20 protein-coding genes are annotated in these 18261 nt (G+C 32.6%); 9 read left to right on the forward strand and 11 right to left on the reverse strand.

Going from position 1 to position 18261, the window contains the following annotated elements; all coding sequences use genetic code 11:
- Nucleotides 1–80: 80 nt before the first annotated feature.
- From rpsB to cysQ, 9 genes are all read right to left on the reverse strand, one after another.
- Nucleotides 81–920 carry a 30S ribosomal protein S2 gene (rpsB, locus tag IMZ30_RS03505; RefSeq protein WP_207039157.1) on the reverse strand — a complete coding sequence of 280 codons (840 nt, stop codon included), beginning with the start codon at nucleotides 918–920 and terminating at the stop codon, nucleotides 81–83.
- Between the two features lie 159 nt (nucleotides 921–1079).
- Nucleotides 1080–1466 carry a 30S ribosomal protein S9 gene (rpsI, locus tag IMZ30_RS03510; protein WP_207039158.1) on the reverse strand — a complete coding sequence of 129 codons (387 nt, stop codon included), beginning with the start codon at nucleotides 1464–1466 and terminating at the stop codon, nucleotides 1080–1082.
- Nucleotides 1466–1921: a 50S ribosomal protein L13 gene (gene rplM / locus IMZ30_RS03515; RefSeq protein WP_073192426.1), complete on the reverse strand. Its 456-nt coding sequence runs from the start codon at nucleotides 1919–1921 to the stop codon at nucleotides 1466–1468. The genes rpsI and rplM overlap by 1 nt, the downstream gene beginning before the upstream one ends.
- Nucleotides 1922–2058: 137 nt before the next feature.
- A complete protein-coding gene (locus tag IMZ30_RS03520) occupies nucleotides 2059–3492 on the reverse strand; it encodes an NADP-dependent isocitrate dehydrogenase (protein WP_207039159.1) in 1434 nt (477 codons plus the stop codon).
- A gap of 148 nt (nucleotides 3493–3640) precedes the next feature.
- A complete protein-coding gene (locus IMZ30_RS03525; protein WP_207039160.1) occupies nucleotides 3641–3988 on the reverse strand; it encodes a hypothetical protein in 348 nt (115 codons plus the stop codon).
- A gap of 48 nt (nucleotides 3989–4036) precedes the next feature.
- On the reverse strand, nucleotides 4037–5293 hold the full coding sequence (locus IMZ30_RS03530; RefSeq protein WP_207039161.1) for a sulfate adenylyltransferase subunit 1: 1257 nt from the start codon (nucleotides 5291–5293) through the stop codon (nucleotides 4037–4039).
- Between the two features lie 40 nt (nucleotides 5294–5333).
- The gene (gene cysD, locus IMZ30_RS03535; protein WP_207039162.1) at nucleotides 5334–6239 is read right to left on the reverse strand and encodes a sulfate adenylyltransferase subunit CysD; all 906 of its coding nucleotides are present in this window, start codon (nucleotides 6237–6239) and stop codon (nucleotides 5334–5336) included.
- 12 nt (nucleotides 6240–6251) lie between these two features.
- A complete protein-coding gene (cysC, locus tag IMZ30_RS03540; RefSeq protein ID WP_207039163.1) occupies nucleotides 6252–6839 on the reverse strand; it encodes an adenylyl-sulfate kinase in 588 nt (195 codons plus the stop codon).
- A complete protein-coding gene (gene cysQ / locus IMZ30_RS03545) occupies nucleotides 6836–7636 on the reverse strand; it encodes a 3'(2'),5'-bisphosphate nucleotidase CysQ (protein WP_207039164.1) in 801 nt (266 codons plus the stop codon). Before cysQ ends, cysC begins: the two co-directional genes overlap by 4 nt.
- A 163-nt stretch (nucleotides 7637–7799) precedes the next feature.
- Here cysQ and IMZ30_RS03550 point away from each other — a divergent pair, with 163 nt between their 5' ends.
- Nucleotides 7800–8516, forward strand: a complete 717-nt coding sequence (locus tag IMZ30_RS03550; RefSeq protein WP_207039165.1) for a DUF547 domain-containing protein — start codon at nucleotides 7800–7802, stop codon at nucleotides 8514–8516.
- A gap of 7 nt (nucleotides 8517–8523) precedes the next feature.
- Complete coding sequence (locus IMZ30_RS03555) at nucleotides 8524–9231, forward strand: TIGR04283 family arsenosugar biosynthesis glycosyltransferase (RefSeq protein WP_207039166.1); 708 nt, start codon at nucleotides 8524–8526, stop codon at nucleotides 9229–9231.
- A 13-nt stretch (nucleotides 9232–9244) separates the two neighbouring features.
- Here the strand turns inward: IMZ30_RS03555 and IMZ30_RS03560 are convergent, their stop codons facing one another.
- The gene (locus tag IMZ30_RS03560; protein WP_207039167.1) at nucleotides 9245–9562 is read right to left on the reverse strand and encodes a heavy metal-binding domain-containing protein; all 318 of its coding nucleotides are present in this window, start codon (nucleotides 9560–9562) and stop codon (nucleotides 9245–9247) included.
- A gap of 133 nt (nucleotides 9563–9695) precedes the next feature.
- Here IMZ30_RS03560 and IMZ30_RS03565 point away from each other — a divergent pair, with 133 nt between their 5' ends.
- On the forward strand, nucleotides 9696–10196 hold the full coding sequence (locus tag IMZ30_RS03565; RefSeq protein ID WP_207039168.1) for a GreA/GreB family elongation factor: 501 nt from the start codon (nucleotides 9696–9698) through the stop codon (nucleotides 10194–10196).
- Nucleotides 10197–10231: 35 nt separating this feature from the next.
- Here the strand turns inward: IMZ30_RS03565 and IMZ30_RS03570 are convergent, their stop codons facing one another.
- Entirely contained in the window at nucleotides 10232–11287 is a 1056-nt protein-coding gene (locus IMZ30_RS03570) for a CNNM domain-containing protein (protein ID WP_207039169.1), read from the reverse strand.
- Between the two features lie 740 nt (nucleotides 11288–12027).
- Between IMZ30_RS03570 and IMZ30_RS03575 the strand changes: the two genes are divergently transcribed.
- From IMZ30_RS03575 to IMZ30_RS03600, 6 genes are all read left to right on the forward strand, one after another.
- A complete protein-coding gene (locus IMZ30_RS03575) occupies nucleotides 12028–13554 on the forward strand; it encodes a type I restriction-modification system subunit M (RefSeq protein WP_207039170.1) in 1527 nt (508 codons plus the stop codon).
- A gap of 8 nt (nucleotides 13555–13562) precedes the next feature.
- A complete protein-coding gene (locus IMZ30_RS03580) occupies nucleotides 13563–13913 on the forward strand; it encodes a hypothetical protein (RefSeq protein WP_207039171.1) in 351 nt (116 codons plus the stop codon).
- Nucleotides 13914–13950: 37 nt separating this feature from the next.
- Nucleotides 13951–15225 carry a restriction endonuclease subunit S gene (locus tag IMZ30_RS03585; RefSeq protein ID WP_207039172.1) on the forward strand — a complete coding sequence of 425 codons (1275 nt, stop codon included), beginning with the start codon at nucleotides 13951–13953 and terminating at the stop codon, nucleotides 15223–15225.
- 10 nt (nucleotides 15226–15235) lie between these two features.
- The gene (locus tag IMZ30_RS03590; protein ID WP_207039173.1) at nucleotides 15236–15649 is read left to right on the forward strand and encodes a hypothetical protein; all 414 of its coding nucleotides are present in this window, start codon (nucleotides 15236–15238) and stop codon (nucleotides 15647–15649) included.
- A 75-nt stretch (nucleotides 15650–15724) separates the two neighbouring features.
- Nucleotides 15725–16891 carry an McrB family protein gene (locus IMZ30_RS03595; RefSeq protein WP_207039174.1) on the forward strand — a complete coding sequence of 389 codons (1167 nt, stop codon included), beginning with the start codon at nucleotides 15725–15727 and terminating at the stop codon, nucleotides 16889–16891.
- Nucleotides 16888–18210 carry an McrC family protein gene (locus IMZ30_RS03600; protein ID WP_242529697.1) on the forward strand — a complete coding sequence of 441 codons (1323 nt, stop codon included), beginning with the start codon at nucleotides 16888–16890 and terminating at the stop codon, nucleotides 18208–18210. The genes IMZ30_RS03595 and IMZ30_RS03600 overlap by 4 nt, the downstream gene beginning before the upstream one ends.
- The last annotated feature ends 51 nt before the right edge of the window (nucleotides 18211–18261 follow it).

The following is an 18261-nucleotide window of genomic DNA, read 5'->3' on the forward strand; positions in this document are numbered from 1 at the left end:
TTAATTTTAATGTGAAAGTCGTTTGAAATTTTGACAAATCAAACGACTTTATAATATGATAGTAATTTACTTACAAAGAATTAAGATTCTTTAGTTTCATCAGACTTTGCAGCTTCTTTTTTTGCCTCTTCTTTTTCTACTTCGGCTTTTTTAGCTTCAGCTGCTTTCTTGGCTTCAGCATCAGCAGCTTTTTTAGCCTCAGCTTCTTTCTTTTCAGTTGCTTTAGCCTCTTGTCTAGCACTAACACCATCAATAATAGCGTCTGACATATAAGAGACTACTTTTTTGATAGATCTTGAAGCATCATCATTAGCTGGCACAGCATAATCAACATCTCTTGGGTTAGAGTTCGTGTCAATCATTGCAAAAATAGGAATGTTTAATTTTTGTGCTTCTTTAACTGCAATGTGCTCTCTAAGTGTATCAACAACAAATAAAGCTGCTGGAAGCCTAGTCATGTCAGAAATAGAACCTAAGTTCTTTTCTAATTTGGCACGCATACGATTAACCTGTAATTGCTCTTTTTTAGATAATGAATCAAAAGAACCATCTTTTTTCATACGGTCTACTGATGCCATTTTCTTAACAGATTTTCTAATCGTTACGAAATTGGTTAACATACCACCAGGCCATCTTTCTGTAATGTATGGCATGTTAGCTCTTTTTGCTTCTTCAGCTACAATTTCTTTAGCTTGTTTTTTTGTCGCTACAAATAATATTTTACGACCACTCGCTGCTATTTTAGCAAGTGCGTCAGCAGTTTCTTGCATTTTTGCAGCGGTCTTATATAAATTGATAATGTGAATCCCATTACGCTCCATATAGATATATGGTGCCATATTTGGGTTCCAACGTCTTGTGAGGTGTCCAAAATGAACGCCCGCGTCAAGTAGTTCTTTAACTTCTACTTCTTTTGCCATTGTTTTAATAGTTTACGTTCTTGTTTTTTAGTAGCAATAAATAAGTGGCAAATTTTATTTGGCCTTATCTATTTAGATGCTAAACTGTTTTGGCATTAAAGCCTTTTAACAAAAAAAAATTAATTTTATTTTTAAGTGGCTATGCAGCCTGACGACCAATTAACGTTTTGAGAATTGGTATTTCTTTCTTGCTTTCTTTTGACCGAATTTCTTTCTTTCGACCATTCTTGGATCTCTCATCAATAAACCCTCAGGCTTAAGAATGCTTCTGTATTCAGGGTTGATTTCGCATAATGCTCTTGATATTGCTAGCCTAATTGCTTCAGCTTGACCAGTGATACCACCACCAAAGACATTAACATTAATATCAAATTTCCCTGTATTGTCAGTTAGCTCCATTGGCTGACCAATTTTATACAATAATGGTCCAGTTGTAAAGTAATCATTAACTTTTTTCTTGTTAATTGTCACCTCACCTTTTCCTTCTGAAAGGTAAACTCTAGCAACTGCGGTTTTTCTACGACCTATTTTGTGAATTGTCTCCATTACACGAGTTCGTTTATGTTAATTTGTTTTGGCTTTTGAGCTTCTAAATTATGCTCTGCATCTGTAAAAACGCGTAGATTTCTAAACAATGCTGAACCTAATTTATTTTTAGGCAACATACCTTTTACAGATTTTTCGATAAGTCTATCAGGATTCTTATCAAATAACTCTTGCGCTTTCAAGCTTCTTTGTCCACCAGGATAACCTGTGTGTCTCAAATACTCTTTAGCGTCCCACTTTTTACCCGTCAGGCTAACTTTAGCAGCGTTGATAACAATAACGTTATCACCACAGTCAACGTGAGGTGTAAAGTCTGGCTTGTGTTTACCTCGTAGCATTTTGGCAACTACTGAAGCTAAACGACCAAGCGACTGACCTTCAGCATCTACTAGAACCCACTCTTTATTAACTGAGTTTTTGTTAGCAGAAACTGTTTTGTAACTTAATGTGTTCACACTTAACTTTTTTAATTAAACATTCCTATTTTCCTATTTCAGTTTTGAAACAGGCGTGCAAATTTACGATTATAAATTTTAATAGCAAATCTGATTTGCTTTTTATTATTTAATCGTTCTTATTATCAATGATTTAATTATTGTCCTTGCCCTAAAGAAAAGCCTCTTTTACCATCAAAAGTGTAAAGGTTTTCTGTTTTTATTACATCAAAATTAGCGTCTAGACAATTTTGAAGTAACTCAATAATCAAATGCTTTTCAACAGTATTTCCATCTGCATAAAAGCGGCAACGCCAGTGATCGGTAGAGAAGGTTTCTTCGTGAGCATTCGGCCATACTTTTACACCTCGATTGGTAATCATGATTAGATTTAAATCTCCTGCTTTTACTTTTGAAAGCGCTTCACCTAATACATTAGGATCTCTGTCTTTATGATGCAAAAATACATCGACACCAACTAATTCTTTTTTATGTTCTTTGACTTTATATTCATGAAATGAAATAGGTTTATTTTCTTCACCGGTTGAAGTGATTGGTAATTGTTGTGGTAAATGACCAAAATTTGAAATGACTGCATCAGCAAATTCACTTGTGGTCAGTTTCTTTTTACTGTGTGCCTCGCTATAGATATCTGCAGTGTGCAAACCATCTTCTATGGTTTTTAAAATTGCTGCCTCAATCGTTTTCGCTTCTTGGTTAAAACCAATATGATTAAGCATATGTACTGCAGCCATCAATAAACCTGTAGGATTTGCTATACCTTTGCCAGCTATATCAGGTGCTGAACCATGAATAGCCTCAAACATTTGACACTTTTCACCTATATTACTAGAGCCACACAAACCTACAGATCCTGAAATTTCAGCTGCGATATCTGAAATGATATCACCATATAAATTAGCAGTTACAATAACATCGAAATCTTGTGGTCTGTTGGCAAGTTTTGCAGAAGCAATGTCTATAATATGATGATCACTTTCTATTTGCGGATAGTCTGCACGAATTTCATTAAAAACACGTCTAAACAAACCATCTGTTTGTTTCATGATGTTATCTTTAGAGAAGCAAGTAACACGTTTACGATTATTAGCAACAGCATATTCGAATGCGTATTTAATGATTTTTTCGCAACCTGGTCTTGTAATTAGTTTTAGACACTGCTCAACCTCATCAGTTTGGCGATGTTCTATTCCTGCGTATAAGTCTTCTTCATTCTCTCGAATAATAACAACATCCATTTCTGGGTGTTTAGTATCAATAAAAGGTGCAAAACTTCTACAAGGTCTTACGTTTGCAAATAGATTAAGTGTTTTTCTTGTCGTGACATTAAGACTTTTATAACCACCACCTTGAGGTGTTGTTATTGGCGCCTTTAAAAAAATTTTGTTTTGTCGGATTGCATCCCAAGCATCGTTTGAAATACCTGAAGTATTACCAGAAAGATAAACTTTCTCTCCAATCTCAACTTCATCAAAAGCCAAGTCAGCTTTAGTAGCTTTTAAAACTTTTAGGGTTGCATCCATAATTTCAGGACCAATTCCGTCACCTTTTGCAATTGTAATTCGTTTCATATTTTAATTTTTAATGCAAACTTAAAACATAAAGTTTATTAATCTTTATTTATATTAAATATATTAATCATAAACTTAATAAATGTCATTTATAATTAAAAAAGCCACAGTAATGTGGCTTTTTTAATTAAGTCGTTAGTAAATGAAATCAGTTCAATGATTGGTATAATTTCATAAAATACGCGAAACGTTCTGGTGAAACGATCGCTTTAACCTCTTTCTTAAAAGAATTATGAGCTCGTCTTTTAAGATTTGAAAGTCCTTTTTTATCAGTGTTTGAAGATTCAGCACGCTCTATGCTTGTGTGAAATTTCACGATACTTGCTTCAAGTTGATTTATATGACTTTCAGACAACTCCATTTGGTCGCCGATTTTTTTGGCTTGCATTTCTGCAGTAGATTTAATTTCCTCGTTGCTAATTTCTTGTGCATTAGCAGTTAAGCCCATTGCTAAAAAAGCAAAAACAACTAGTGTAATTTTTAAAATTGATTTCATATTTAAAATTTTGGTTAAAATTATAAAAAAAAATAGAATAATTAATCTTTAAACTAACATTCCTGCAGCAACGGTTTCTTTAGTAGAGTCATCAACCAAAATAATACTTCCAGTATTGCGATTATCTCGATAAGCATCTAACATCAAGCGATGGGTTGTTCTAATCTTTACACGTGCAATATCATTCATTTTAAGTGATTTATCATCGGTTACACGATCATAGGTGTTGATATTTATTTTATAAACCACTTCTTTAATAATTGCTTTCTGTTCATTAGATGTATGCATAATACTATATTTAGTTCTTGGTTTTGCAGCATCATTATTTAACCAGCAAAGCATTACATCAAACTCTTGAAGCATTTCAGGTTGGTTGTTGGTTCGTACAATCATATCTCCACGGCTGACGTCAATATCATCTTCAAGTGTCATCGAAATTGACATAGGTGCAAAAGCTTCAGAAATTTCACGTTCACCTGAATTAATTGATTTTATTTTTGAAGTAAAGCCTGATGGTAAAACAGTAATTTCATCTCCGACGCGATAAATTCCGCCGGCAATTCTGCCCGCATAACCTCGATAGTCAATAAAACCTTCACGTTGTGGTCTAATGACTGTTTGAACCGCAAAACGGGCATCAATTTTATTTATATCGCTACTAATATGAAGTGTTTCTAATTCATGTAACAAAGGTGAGCCTTGAAACCAGGTCATTTGCTCTGAGCGATTAACAACGTTATCTCCTAATAGTGCGCTGATCGGAATGTAGCGAACATCTTTAATAAGAAGTTTTGAAGAAAACTCTTCAAACTGCTGAACGATATTATTATAAACCTCTTCCTTGTAATCAACCAAGTCCATTTTATTAATACAAACGATAACATGTGGTATATTGAGTAATGAAGCAATAAAAGTATGGCGTTTAGTTTGCTCTATAACACCATGACGTGCGTCTATTAAAATAACAGCTGCATTAGCTGTTGAAGCGCCTGTCACCATATTTCTTGTGTATTGTATGTGACCAGGCGTATCAGCAATAATAAATTTACGCTTTGGAGTTGTGAAGTATCTATAAGCAACGTCAATGGTAATACCTTGCTCGCGTTCATCTTTTAAGCCATCTGTAAATAAGGCTAAATCAACGCCTTCAATTCCCTTTTGTTTACTCGTTTGCTCTACTGAAGCTAATTGGTCTTCAAAAATTGATTTTGAATCGTAGAGTAAACGCCCGATTAAGGTACTTTTACCATCATCTACACTTCCGGCTGTGGTAAATCTTAATAATTGGTTTTGATCTATTTTCATATTGAATTAAAGTCTTATGTTAGTAATTGGTTGATTTTTTTTAGAAATAACCTTCTTTTTTACGGTCTTCCATTGCGGTTTCAGAACGTTTATCATCAGTTCTATTACCTCGTTCAGTTTCGCGCATAGTTGAAACTTCTTCTACAATTTTTTCCATCGTATCGGCATCTGATTCAATACCGCCAGTAATCGTGATGTCACCTAAGGTTCTAAATCTAATTTTTTTGGTAACCACCTCTTCATTTGGTTCTAATTTTAAAAACTCAGAATTAGGAATCCAAGAGCCGTTACGTCTCACTACTTCTCGTTCGTGAGCTATGTAAAGTGATGGGATTTCAATATTTTCTTTTAAAAGGTAATTCCAAACATCCATTTCTGTCCAATTACTAATTGGAAAAGCTCTAAAGTGCTCACCTTCAAAATATTTCCCATTTAACAAATTCCATAATTCCGGTCTTTGGTTTTTAGGGTCCCATTGCCCAAACTCGTCACGATGTGAAAAAAATCGTTCTTTAGCACGTGCTTTTTCTTCATCACGACGGCCTCCACCAATGGCGCAGTCAATCTTATTTGTTTCTATAGCGTCTAATAATGTAGTAATTTGCAAGGCATTTCTTGTGGCATTTTTGCCTTTTTCTTCAGCAACGCGACCTTGGTCTATTGATTCTTGTACAGAACCCACAATTAAACGAACGCCTAACTTTTCGACTAACTGATCTCTAAATTGAATAGTTTCAGGGAAATTATGGCCTGTATCAACATGCATTAAAGCAAACGGAATTTTGGCTGGATAAAATGCTTTTTTAGCTAAATGAGTTACCAAAATAGAATCTTTACCACCAGAAAATAATATTACAGGATTTTGAAACTGTGCCCAAACTTCACGTAAAATGAAGATGGCTTCAGATTCTAATTCTTCTAAATAATTTAAATAATATGAGTTCATAATGTCTGTTTCTTAAAATTTATTGTTTAGGTAGTTTGTAATGGTTTTAACTGCTTCAGCAACCGATACTTGTTCTGTTTTAATATGTATATCTGGATTGACAGGTGCTTCGTAAGGCGCATCAATCCCTGTAAAGTTTTTTATTTCACCGGCACGCGCTTTTTTATACAAACCTTTAACATCGCGACGTTCACACTCTTCTAGACTCGTATCTACAAATACTTCTACAAAGTCGGCTTCACCAACTATTTTTTTGACTTGTTCTCGGTCTGATTTTAATGGAGATACAAAAGCGGCAATTGTAATATGTCCAGCATCTACAAATAGTTTTGAAACCTCAGCTATTCGCCTAAGATTCTCTAAACGGTCTTCTTTTGTAAAACCAAGCCCTTTGTTAATTCCGCTTCTAATGTTGTCTCCATCTAAGCTATAAACTTGATATTTTTGTTTAAACAACTCTACTTCAACTTGGTTGGCAATAGTCGATTTTCCTGAACCTGACAAGCCGGTAAACCAAAGCACAAAGGATTTATGATTATTGCGTTTATTACGGTCATTTCGACTTAAATCGTAATCGTGTATGACAATGTTATCGCTCATGATAGTGTGGTTACATGAAAATAGCCATTTAGCAAATTTTCGCGGTTATACAGCATTTCTTCGTTGGTATCAAGGCTTATCACCTTTAGGCCAACGCCACTACAAATAGCTTGCCCAGCTGCTGTATCCCATTCCATTGTAGGAGCATAGCGCGGATATACATCGGCTTTACCTTCTGCAACAAGACAGAATTTTAAAGAGCTCCCTTTTGAAACAATTTCAACTGGTTTTTGATACTTTTCTTCTAAAGTATTGATAAATTGTTTTGTATCATCATTCATGTGAGAACGACTTCCTACAACTTGAATAGTCGAAGCTCCAGTTTTTGGTTTTAAAACTTCAGCTTTGCTTAAAACTACATCTAAATTGAAGTTGCTTTTTGGGATTTCTACCTTAATTGATTTTTGTTGTTCAGCATCACCAACATATAATTCACGTGTTGCAGGCACATAAATAACACCAAAAATTGGTTTTTGATTTTCTACTAAAGCGATATTTACGGTAAATTCACCGTTTTTCTTAACAAATTCTTTAGTACCATCAATAGGGTCAACAATCCAGCAAGAGTTCCAATTCTGGCGTGTTTTGTAATCAATGGCTTTATTCTCTTCACTAATAATTGGTATCTCAGTTTTAGAAAGGTAAGACATAATTACCCGATTTGATTCTTGATCGGCGATTGTTAAAGGTGAATCATCTGACTTGTAGGCAACCTCAAAATCAGTGGCGTAAATCTTCATGATTTCTTCTCCAGCGTCTATAGCTGCTGTTATTGCCAAGTGGTGTAGTTTATTCATTGAGCTAGTTAACTTCATTTTGGAGACAAAAGTATATAATTTCTATTAAATTAGTAGACTAATAAAATAGATATCACTTTATGACAGTGTTAAATTTTAAATCACTTGTTTTTATTTAGGTTTAAAAAACAAATAAGTGTATTTTCAACATTAAAATATGATTATGAAAAGTGTTTTACTCATTTCAGTTTTTTTAGTAACACTAGCGATACAAAGTCAAGACATTCACAAACATAAGCCTTGGAATGATTTACTTCAAGCCTTTGTAAATGATGATGGCTTAGTTAATTATGCCGCGTTTAAGTCAAAAGAAGCTGAGCTTGATCAGTACCTTTCACGACTTAACAAGCAATATCAACCAACGCAATTTACAGAAGCCCAAAAAAAAGCTTACCTTATAAATGCTTATAATGCCTATACAGTAAAACTAATTTTAAAACATTATCCAGTAAAAAGCATTAAAGCAATCGGTGGGTTTTTAGAAAGTCCGTTTAAACTGAAGTTTGTAAAACTTGGAGGAAAAACTTATAATTTAGATCAAATTGAAAAAGAAATGCTTTTAGAAATGGGCGATGCACGTGTACATTTTGCTATTAATTGTGCTTCATTTTCTTGTCCTGCATTAAGTAATAAAGCCTATATTGCTGATCAATTAAACCTTCAATTAGAGCTTGCTAGCCGAAAATTTATCAATTCTGATAAAAATAGCATCAAACAAAACCAACTGAAACTTTCGAAAATTTTCAAATGGTATTCATCTGATTTTGAAGCTTATTCTGGTTCGGTTAAACAGTTTATACAAAACTATTATACTGGCCGAATATCATCTGATATTGACATTGAATATATGGACTATTCTTGGAAATTAAACAAACAATAAACTAGTTATGTTAAGTCTTATCATACCGGTTTACAATGAAGCAAAAATTTTAAAAAAGACTATTGAATTTATTAAACAACAGCTTTACTTTTCTTCTACCGAAATTCTAGTAGTTGATGGCCAAAGCAGTGATAACACTTGGACTATTATTCAAAAGCTTGAAGGCATAAAGTCAATTAAAAGTGAAAAAGGTAGAGCTAAACAAATGAATACTGGTGCTAAAGCAGCATCACAAGACTTACTTTTTTTCTTACATATTGATTCTCAACCGCCTTTGCATTTTGATAAGCAAATTATAAACACCATAAATAACAATACACAAGCCGGTAGTTTTCGGTTGAAATTTAACGATCGGCATTGGTGGTTAAGTTTTATTTGTTGGTTCACTCAATTCAACTTTACTGTATGTCGTGGTGGTGATCAAGGCTTGTTTATTACCAAAAATGCCTTTGAAAAAATTGGAGGCTTCAATGAAGATTATATTGTTTTTGAAGATCATGAAATTGTAAAGCAACTTAAAAAACATCGCTTTACATTTAAAGTGATGCCTGATTACATGATTACATCTTCACGCTTATTTAGACAATATGGTATTTTTAGATTACAGGTTATTTTTGCCAAGTTATATATCAAACGTTACATTTTAAAACAGCCGCCCAATCAACTATACAAAAGTTACCAAAAAGCCATCCAAAAAAACTGGACTAAAAATTAACAAGACCACAAGTTTAAATTTTGACAGCAGTTCCTGAAGCTGTTACCATAAGCATGCCATTGCCACTACCTAAAGTTTCATAATCTAAATCAACCCCTAAAACAGCATTTGCTCCAAGACTAGCCGCTTTCTGCTTCATTTCTTGAACAGCTGTTTCTTTAGCTTCACGTAATACCTTTTCATAAGAAGATGATCTACCACCAACTAAATCGGTAATACTAGCAAAAAAGTCTTTAAAAACATTAGCTCCAATAATAGTTTCGCCAGTTACTAAATCAATATATTCCTTTACTGGTTGACCTTCTACGGTTTGAGTTGTTGTTACTATCATAATTTATGTTTTTTTAATTAGTCATCTTAAAATTAAATTCGTTACAAATTCGGCTTATTGATAAGTAAAGATTTTTTGTTAAAAACCATCTCATGAAACTATTATTTAGTAATTTAAAAGTTAAAGTATAAACATGAGTAGAGGATTTGTTAAAGAAAGTGACCAAGAAGAGCCAATTATAATACCACCAAGAGCATCATTACCTGAAGGACAAACCAATTATGTTACTCCTGAAGGTAAGCGTTTATTAGAAAAGGAAAAACAACAATTAGAATTGCAGCTTGCCAATATAGATATAAAAGATGATACCGAACGCCGACGAGAAGTGGCAAAAATAGATGGCCTATTACATTTACTTTTTGAACGGTTGAATTCGGCACATGTAATTAATCTTGAACAACAACCGAAAGACTTTGTTCGCTTTGGTGCTCAAGTTAAATTTAAAATGAATGGTAAAACTTTAAAATTTCAAATTGTTGGTGTAGATGAAGCTAGTGTTAAAGATCAGAAAATAGCTTTTACTTCTCCATTAGCTAAAGCGCTGACTTCAAAAAAAGAAGGAGACTGTTTTACATTTAATATAGGTGAAAAGTCACGACCTGTTGAAGTGTTAGAGATAAGTTATGATATTTAATAAAACGAATAGCTTCAACCTAAAATAATATCTATTTAAGCTTTGTTTTGTTTTTGTTGTTTAATCTTAGCTTGACGGTCTTTCCATTTACTTAAAGCATATTCTTGCATGTCATGAGTTTTATCTTTTTCATCAACAATTTCAAAACCTAAAAGTGATTCTATAATATCCTCAAGTGTAGTAATACCATCCATACCGCCATATTCATCTATTATTAGTGATAAGTGCTCTCGCTTAGATAACATTTGGTCCCAGGCTTTAAAAAGTGTAAGGTTCTTTGGAAATGTAAGAATTTCACGTTTTAAGTCTTTCAACTTTAGGTTAAATTGATCTTCAGCAAGTTTTTCAAATACTTTTGAGCGTAAAATATAGCCTGTTATATGGTCTTTTTGATCTTTGTATATTGGGATTCTAGAGAAATGAAAAAACTCTTTATTTTTCATAAAGTCTTTCAATGTCATATCTTCGCTAGCCGTAACTACAACAACGCGCGGTGTCATAATTTTTGACACTTTAATATCTTTTAATCGTATCAAGTTTTGAATAATGGTATTTTCATTGTCATTAAAAATGCCCTCTTCCTTCCCTATTGTTGTTAAGGCTGAGACTTCTTCTCTACTAGTTGTTAATTCGTTTTTATCACGAGCAAGCAAACGTGTCAAAAACGAAGATGCTAAGACAAATGGAAAGGTGATAAAGACCATTAAGTTGATGATTTTAGCAGAAATACTAACTAGTTCTTTACTATAATTGGCACCGATAGTTTTAGGTATAATTTCAGTAACCACTAATATCAAAATGGTAAGAATAGCAGAAACTAAACCAAAATAAGCATCTCCAAATACTATGGTAGCTTGTGCACCAACACCAGCAGCTCCAACTGTATGCGCTATTGTGTTAAGAGATAAAATGGCAGATAAAGGTTGGTCTATATCTTCTTTTTGCTTCAGCATTAATTGAGCACTTTTGTTACCATTCTCAAACTGAGATTTTAAGAATGATAGCGGTGTAGATAATAAAACTGATTCCATTACGGAACATAAAAAAGAAATCACTAAAACTACAGAAAGGTAAACTAGTAATAATGTCATATATCTAAATCTATAGCAACAAATTTAATGAAAGTCATTTCAATAGTAAATACTTATTAACATTTGTTGATATTAGGTTGAAAACTCGAAAAAATCTAATAAATCTAGTGTGATAATTTTATGACTTACCATTCATTTACAATTAGCTATGCTAAGACCTTATGAAGCCTATAATTTGATTGATTACTACTGATTAATGACAAATAAAAGGATTCGCAACATAAAATTACTCAAAAAGTGTAAAGGTTTAAATATACATTAAATACATCAACCTAGTGATTACAAAATGCTAAAAAACCATGCTTAACCAGAAAATCTTTCAACTTTTTCACTAAAAAATCCAACACCGATCGGCGTTGGATTTAAATTTTTGTGGGTCATACTGGATTCGAACCAGTGACTTCTACCCTGTCAAGGTTAATTTAATAGTCGTAAGTGTTTGATTTTATGATATTTAAAAATATAAAGTAACGAATGAGTAACAAGTTTTTATCAACAAAACGGCAATAAAAGAAAATAATCAACTAGTAAAATTTAACATAATTCTGGTTTAAATATTCGTGATAAAAGAACAGCTCTAACCTTATACAACCATTTTAAATTTAAATCATAGTTATATAAATTCTTTTATTTAGTTATTTGTAAAAAAAGAAAATAAAGCAATTAAAAAGCTTAGTTTTTTATAATTTTAAACTCATCAATTTTATCTAATATATTTTCTTAAATTACAAATATATAATATGCCTAATACCATCAAAACCCAAGACATCAATTCTACCGTTTGGAATGCCTGTGATACCTTTCGTGGGGTAATTGATCCATCACAATACAAAGACTATATTTTAGTCATGTTGTTTCTTAAATATGTTTCTGATGTATATTCACACAAATACAAAACCTACTTAGATAAATACGACAATAATAAAGCAAGAGCAGAACGTGCCATGGCGCATGAACGTTTTAATGTGCCCAAAAATTCACATTTTGACCATTTATACGAAAACCGAAACGAAAGTAATCTTGGTGAATTAATCGATATTGCTTTAGCTGATCTAGAAGATGCCAATCGAGAAAAACTGACTTCGCAAGATGGTGCTGGAATTTTTAGAAATATAAGTTTTAATAGCAACAATCTGGGAGACAAAAAACAGAAAAACAGCCGACTTAAAAACTTATTGCAAGATTTTAATGACTTAGATTTAAACCCTGCTCATCTTGAAGCAAAGGACATTATTGGTGATGCTTACGAATATTTAATTGCCAATTTTGCTAGTGATGCAGGTAAAAAAGCTGGCGAGTTTTACACACCATCTGAAGTTTCAACTTTATTAGCCAAATTAACCAAGTATAAATCAGGTGCGCGTATTTATGACCCAACTTGTGGCTCAGCTTCTCTATTAATAAAAGCTGCTAAAGAAGTTGGCTCGAATGATTTTTCCCTTTATGGACAAGAAGCCAACGGAAGCACTTGGGCATTGGCAGTAATGAATATGTTTTTACATGGTTTTGATAATGCGTCTATACGTTGGGGCGATACTTTACGCAATCCCAAACATACCGAAGGCGACCAGCTCATGAAGTTTGATACTGTGGTTGCTAACCCACCATTTTCATTAGATAAATGGGGCTCAGACGATTTAAAAGACGACCAATATAATCGTTTTTACCGTGGTTTACCACCCAAAAGCAAAGGCGATTGGGCGTTTATTTTGCACATGATAGAAAGTGCTTACGAAGACACAGGAAAAGTTGGCGTAATTGTACCGCATGGCGTTTTGTTTCGGGGAAGTGCCGAAGGCAGAATTCGAAAACAAGTGATTGAAGACAATTTATTAGATGCCGTTGTTGGTTTACCTGCTAATTTGTTTTTTGGAACAGGTATTCCTGCTGCTATTTTAATTTTTAATAAAGGAAGAGACCAAAAAACCGATACGCTATTTATAGATGCGAGCCAAGAGTTTGAAAGCAGCAAAAACCAAAACAAACTCAAAAATGAACATATCGAAAACATTGTTGCTACCTACCAACAATTTACCAACAACGAATTAGCAACAGGCGTTGATAAAGAAAAATTTAGCTATGTAGCCACTTTTAAAGAGTTAGAAGAAAATGAATTTAATCTCAACATTCCAAGATATGTAGATACCTTTGAAGAAGAAGAGCCTGTAGATATGCCAGCGGTAAAAACTGAAATTAATAAGCTTCAAACCGAACTAGCAAGTGTTCAGGAGAAAATGAATATGTACTTAGAAAAACTAGATTTATAAATTGTCATATGTATGTAGAATTCGAACCCCAAACCATCAATCGAACGGTGGTAATGATTATACCCAAACCAAAATTTTACGAATGGGAAAAGCAAGTTTTTCCAGATGATGCTACAACAGCAGACAGAAGTGAGTTCAGCACGTATTTAATTGAAAATGAAATTGATCCTGATGAACCCAAAAAAGCCTTAAAAAATCACTGGGAATACATTTTTGAAAATGAACTTTTTGGCATTTGTACCGATGAAAACGAATGGCCAAAAAACAGAACTTGGAAACGCTTTACTGCCTATTTTGAAGTCAAGTATAGTACCCAAGTATTTGATTTACTGGATCGACCTGTTTTAAAACAAGATTGATAAACAAACACTTAGCTCAATTAAAAAAGAAAAAGTAATGCCCAGCCAAACAAAAGACAAGACCACCACAACGCCACCAAAACCTGACTTTAAACACACCGAATTAGGTTGGATTCCTAAGGATTGGGAAGTGAAAAAGTTAGGGGAAATATTAATAAACTCATTTTCTGGTGGCACTCCTAATACCAAAAACCCTGAATATTATAATGGTAATTTACCTTTTATAAAGTCTGGAGAATTAAATCAAATCAACATAGTAAAAACAAAAGTTATGATTAGCGATTTGGGACTAAAAAACTCATCCGCAAAAATTATAACACCCATGACTTTATTGTTAGCAATGTATGGAGCTACAGCTGGAGTATGCGCTATATCAAGAATTGAAGGAGCAATAAATCAGGCAGTATTAGCATTATCTCCAAATGAAGAAAATGACAATAAATTTTTGTTCTTTAATTTAAGAGTAAATATGCCATCACTAGTTCATCGGCTAACCCAAGGCGGACAACCAAATTTTAGTGCAGGAACTATAAAAAAAATAAAACTAAAACTCCCACCACTACCCGAGCAACAAGCCATAGCCGATTGTTTAAGCACTTGGGATGAAGCCATAGAGAAGCAAGGCCAACTCATTAAAGCCAAGCAAGAACAACATAAAGGTTTGCGCCAACTCTTACTCACCGGCAAAAAACGCCTCACCAATCCTGAAACTGGGAAAGTGTTTGATGATGAATGGGTGGAGATACGAATTGGGGAAATATCGACATCATTTTCTGGTGGAACACCATCTAGTAATGTAAAAGAATATTGGAATGGTAATATACATTGGATTAAATCAGGTGAACTAAATCAAGGTCAGATAAATAATACAAGTGGTTTTGTAGCTGAGTTGGGTATAAAAAACTCTTCTGCAAAAATAGTAAACCTAAATACTCTTTTAGTTGCTATGTATGGAGCGACAGCTGGAGTTTGTGCTATTACAAAAATAAAAGGAGCAATAAATCAAGCTGTACTTGCGATTATTCCTAATAAAATGACAAACAATTCATTTTTATTTTACAAACTTAAAATGATAATGCCGTCGATGGTTCATCGCCTTACACAAGGTGGTCAACCAAATTTGAGTGGTGGAATTATAAAAAACATAAAAATAGAAACACCAAACTTAAAAGAACAGACTGCTATTGCCGAAGTTTTAGAAACTTCGAGCAACGAGATAGAATTATTACAAGAACAACGCCACCAACTCCAATTGCAAAAAAAAGGTTTAATGCAGGTGTTGCTGAGTGGGGAGAAGCGATTGGTGAGTTAAAAAAATTATTATGGACAATTATCAAAAATTTAAAAACTTACTTGAGTATTTTGTTTCGCACCTTGAGTATTGTGTTAATAAAGATAAAAAAAATGATAGATATAAAAAATACATTAAAAACATTAAACCGTTTTTAAAATCTGGACAAGGACACAAGGGACAAAAAATTCAAAAACAAATTGAAAGTTGGGACACTTATGATGATGAAAGAATATGTATTAATGTTAATCCAACTGGTTACAAAACAGTTGGATGCTATTTAAACTGGTTAGATACAGCCATAAATGTAAATGCTTTATGGGAAGATGATTCTATTAAAAAACTAAAAATCGTAAAAGATTCATATCCACCAGCAAACGCAAAAGATATAAAAACTGAAAGTTTAGAAAGTTTAAGCTTATTTGATGGTAAACACGCAAATTAGAAACTCAAATTTTTTTTTAATGAATTTTACGGTTTAAAGATTAACTGGAACAAAAAAACTGAAAAACAAAAAAACTTGGAAATAATAAAACCATACATTGACTTGCTTGATAATTCAAAAAACATAATACTAACTGGTGCTCCAGGAACTGGCAAAACCTATCTAGCAAAGCAAATTGCTAAACAAATGATTGGAATTGAAAATGATGAAGAGCTTGAAAAAAGTAAACATTTCGATTTTGTTCAATTTCATCCTTCTTATGATTATACAGATTTTGTAGAAGGCTTACGACCTACAAAACCTGATGAAAATGGAAATATAGGTTTCGAAATTAAAAATGGAATTTTTAAGGCTTTTTGTGAAAAAGCTATCGAAACCAAAACAGAAATAAAGACAGATAATTTTGATGAGTCTTGGTTAGGTCTTCTAAATGAAGTAAGAAAAAATATATCAGAAAATAAACTTACTAAAATTGGTAATTGGGAATATAGCTTATCAAGTGTAAACTCTTTAAAATACGTTTCTGAGACTTCACCATCAAAGTATTCCTTTACCATAAACAAACAAAATGTACTAGATACCTATCAAGGTAAATTAGCGAGACCTTCTGGTGCATTTAAAAAAGATATGGAAGACGTTGTAGATTATATGAAAGATAAACATAATTTAATTGATTATAAAAAAACGAAGATAAATAAGAGTAACTCAAATAATAATTATGTTTTTATAATAGATGAAATTAATAGGGGCGAAATATCAAAAATATTTGGAGAATTATTTTTTGCAATAGATCCAAGTTATCGTGGTAAGAAAGGTGCTGTAAAAACACAATACTCAAATCTTCATGAAAACGAAAATGAAGTGTTTTATATACCTGAAAACGTATTCATTATAGGCACAATGAATGATATTGATAGAAGTGTAGAAAGTTTTGATTTTGCCATGCGAAGACGATTTACTTGGTTGGAGATTACTGCTGAGCAAAGTGCTATTAATATGAATCTTTCAGCCGAATTGAAAAACAAAATACAAAGCTTAAATAATCAAATATCAAAAACTGATGGACTCAACTCTTCATATCATATCGGAGCAGCTTATTTTCTAAATGCTGAAGGTATCCCTAGAGAAGACTATGATAAAATTTGGGAGTTAAGAATTGAACCATTAATAAAAGAGTATTTACGTGGCATCCCTGAAAATGAAGATAAAATTGACAAGCTTAAAATAGCTTATAATTCATGATGAGAACAACAGATAATAATGGTGGTAAGAGTTTAGTTGATTTCGATGATTATACTCTAAGTGATTTGAATGGTATTGCAAATCGAAATCTAAATGATTTACAAAAAGAAAATCCTGACTTATTGGTTTTTCCGAGTAAACTTGGAGAATATAATGATGACGTTGAAAAATCTCATATTTTTTCTCTAAATGGAGATAAGTTAACAACATTTAATTTAATGGGATTTATAGGCAGAAATTCTACACAACTTACCATTTCTTCTCGTTTTGCAAAAGATGACCACAATGATTATTTTTTGCATTATATGTTACAAAAAGTGTTCTCGATTAACATTTTAAATTTCGACCAAACTCCTGATAATGAGAATATTTGGGACTTTTTACTCTACCTTTTTCCTTTTTATTTAAAAAAAGCTTATTCGCAAGGTATATATAAATCTTACATGCGAAAGAATTATAACGATGCAAACGTAAAAGGGACAATAGAAGTCAAAAGACATATCAAAAGAAATATTCCATTCATGGGTAAGGTAGCCTACTCTAATAGAGAACACAGTTATGATAATAACATAACCCAACTTATTAGACATACAATTGAGTATATTAAAGCTCACCCCTATGGAAATGGTGTCTTAAATACAGATAAAACTACACGCGAAATTGTCAACAAATTTATTTTTGTAACTCAAAAAAATTATAATAAAAATTATCGTCTAAAAGTAATATCATCTAATTTACAATCTATTTCCCATCCCTATTATACAGAATATAGAATATTGCAAAAGATATGTTTAAAAATCTTAAGACATGAAAAAATAACCTTTGGAAATGAAAAAGATAAGGTATACGGTTTGCTGTTTGATGGAGCATGGCTTTGGGAAGAGTATTTAAATACTATTTTAAGCAAATATGGATTTAAGCACCCATCTAATAAAACATCTAGCGGTGCAATATATTTATTTTCAAAACCAAAACGATATAAACGTTATCCTGACTTTTGGAAAAATGATATTATTCTTGATGCTAAGTATAAAAGGATGATAGAACCTTTGGACAGAAATGATATGAATCAAATAATTTCGTATATGTACGTTAAAAAGGCTCAAATTGGTGGATTTATTCACCCAATAAAAAACATGCAAAATTTGGAATGTACTGATATTGGAATATTAGAAGGATATGGCGGGTGTGTTAAAGTTTGGTCTCTACCAATACCACAAAAGGCTAAAAAATTTGAAAATTTTATTTCTCACATGAAAGATAATGAAAGTGAATTTGTGAAAAATTTAAATGAGTTAGAAGTCGATATTTTGAATTAGAAAAACGTAATAACAGACATCAGAAAATATTCATAACTTGGGTAATGAGCA

Source organism: Psychroflexus sp. ALD_RP9 (genome assembly GCF_017311165.1).
In the GTDB taxonomy this organism is placed as follows: Bacteria; Bacteroidota; Bacteroidia; order Flavobacteriales; family Flavobacteriaceae; genus Psychroflexus.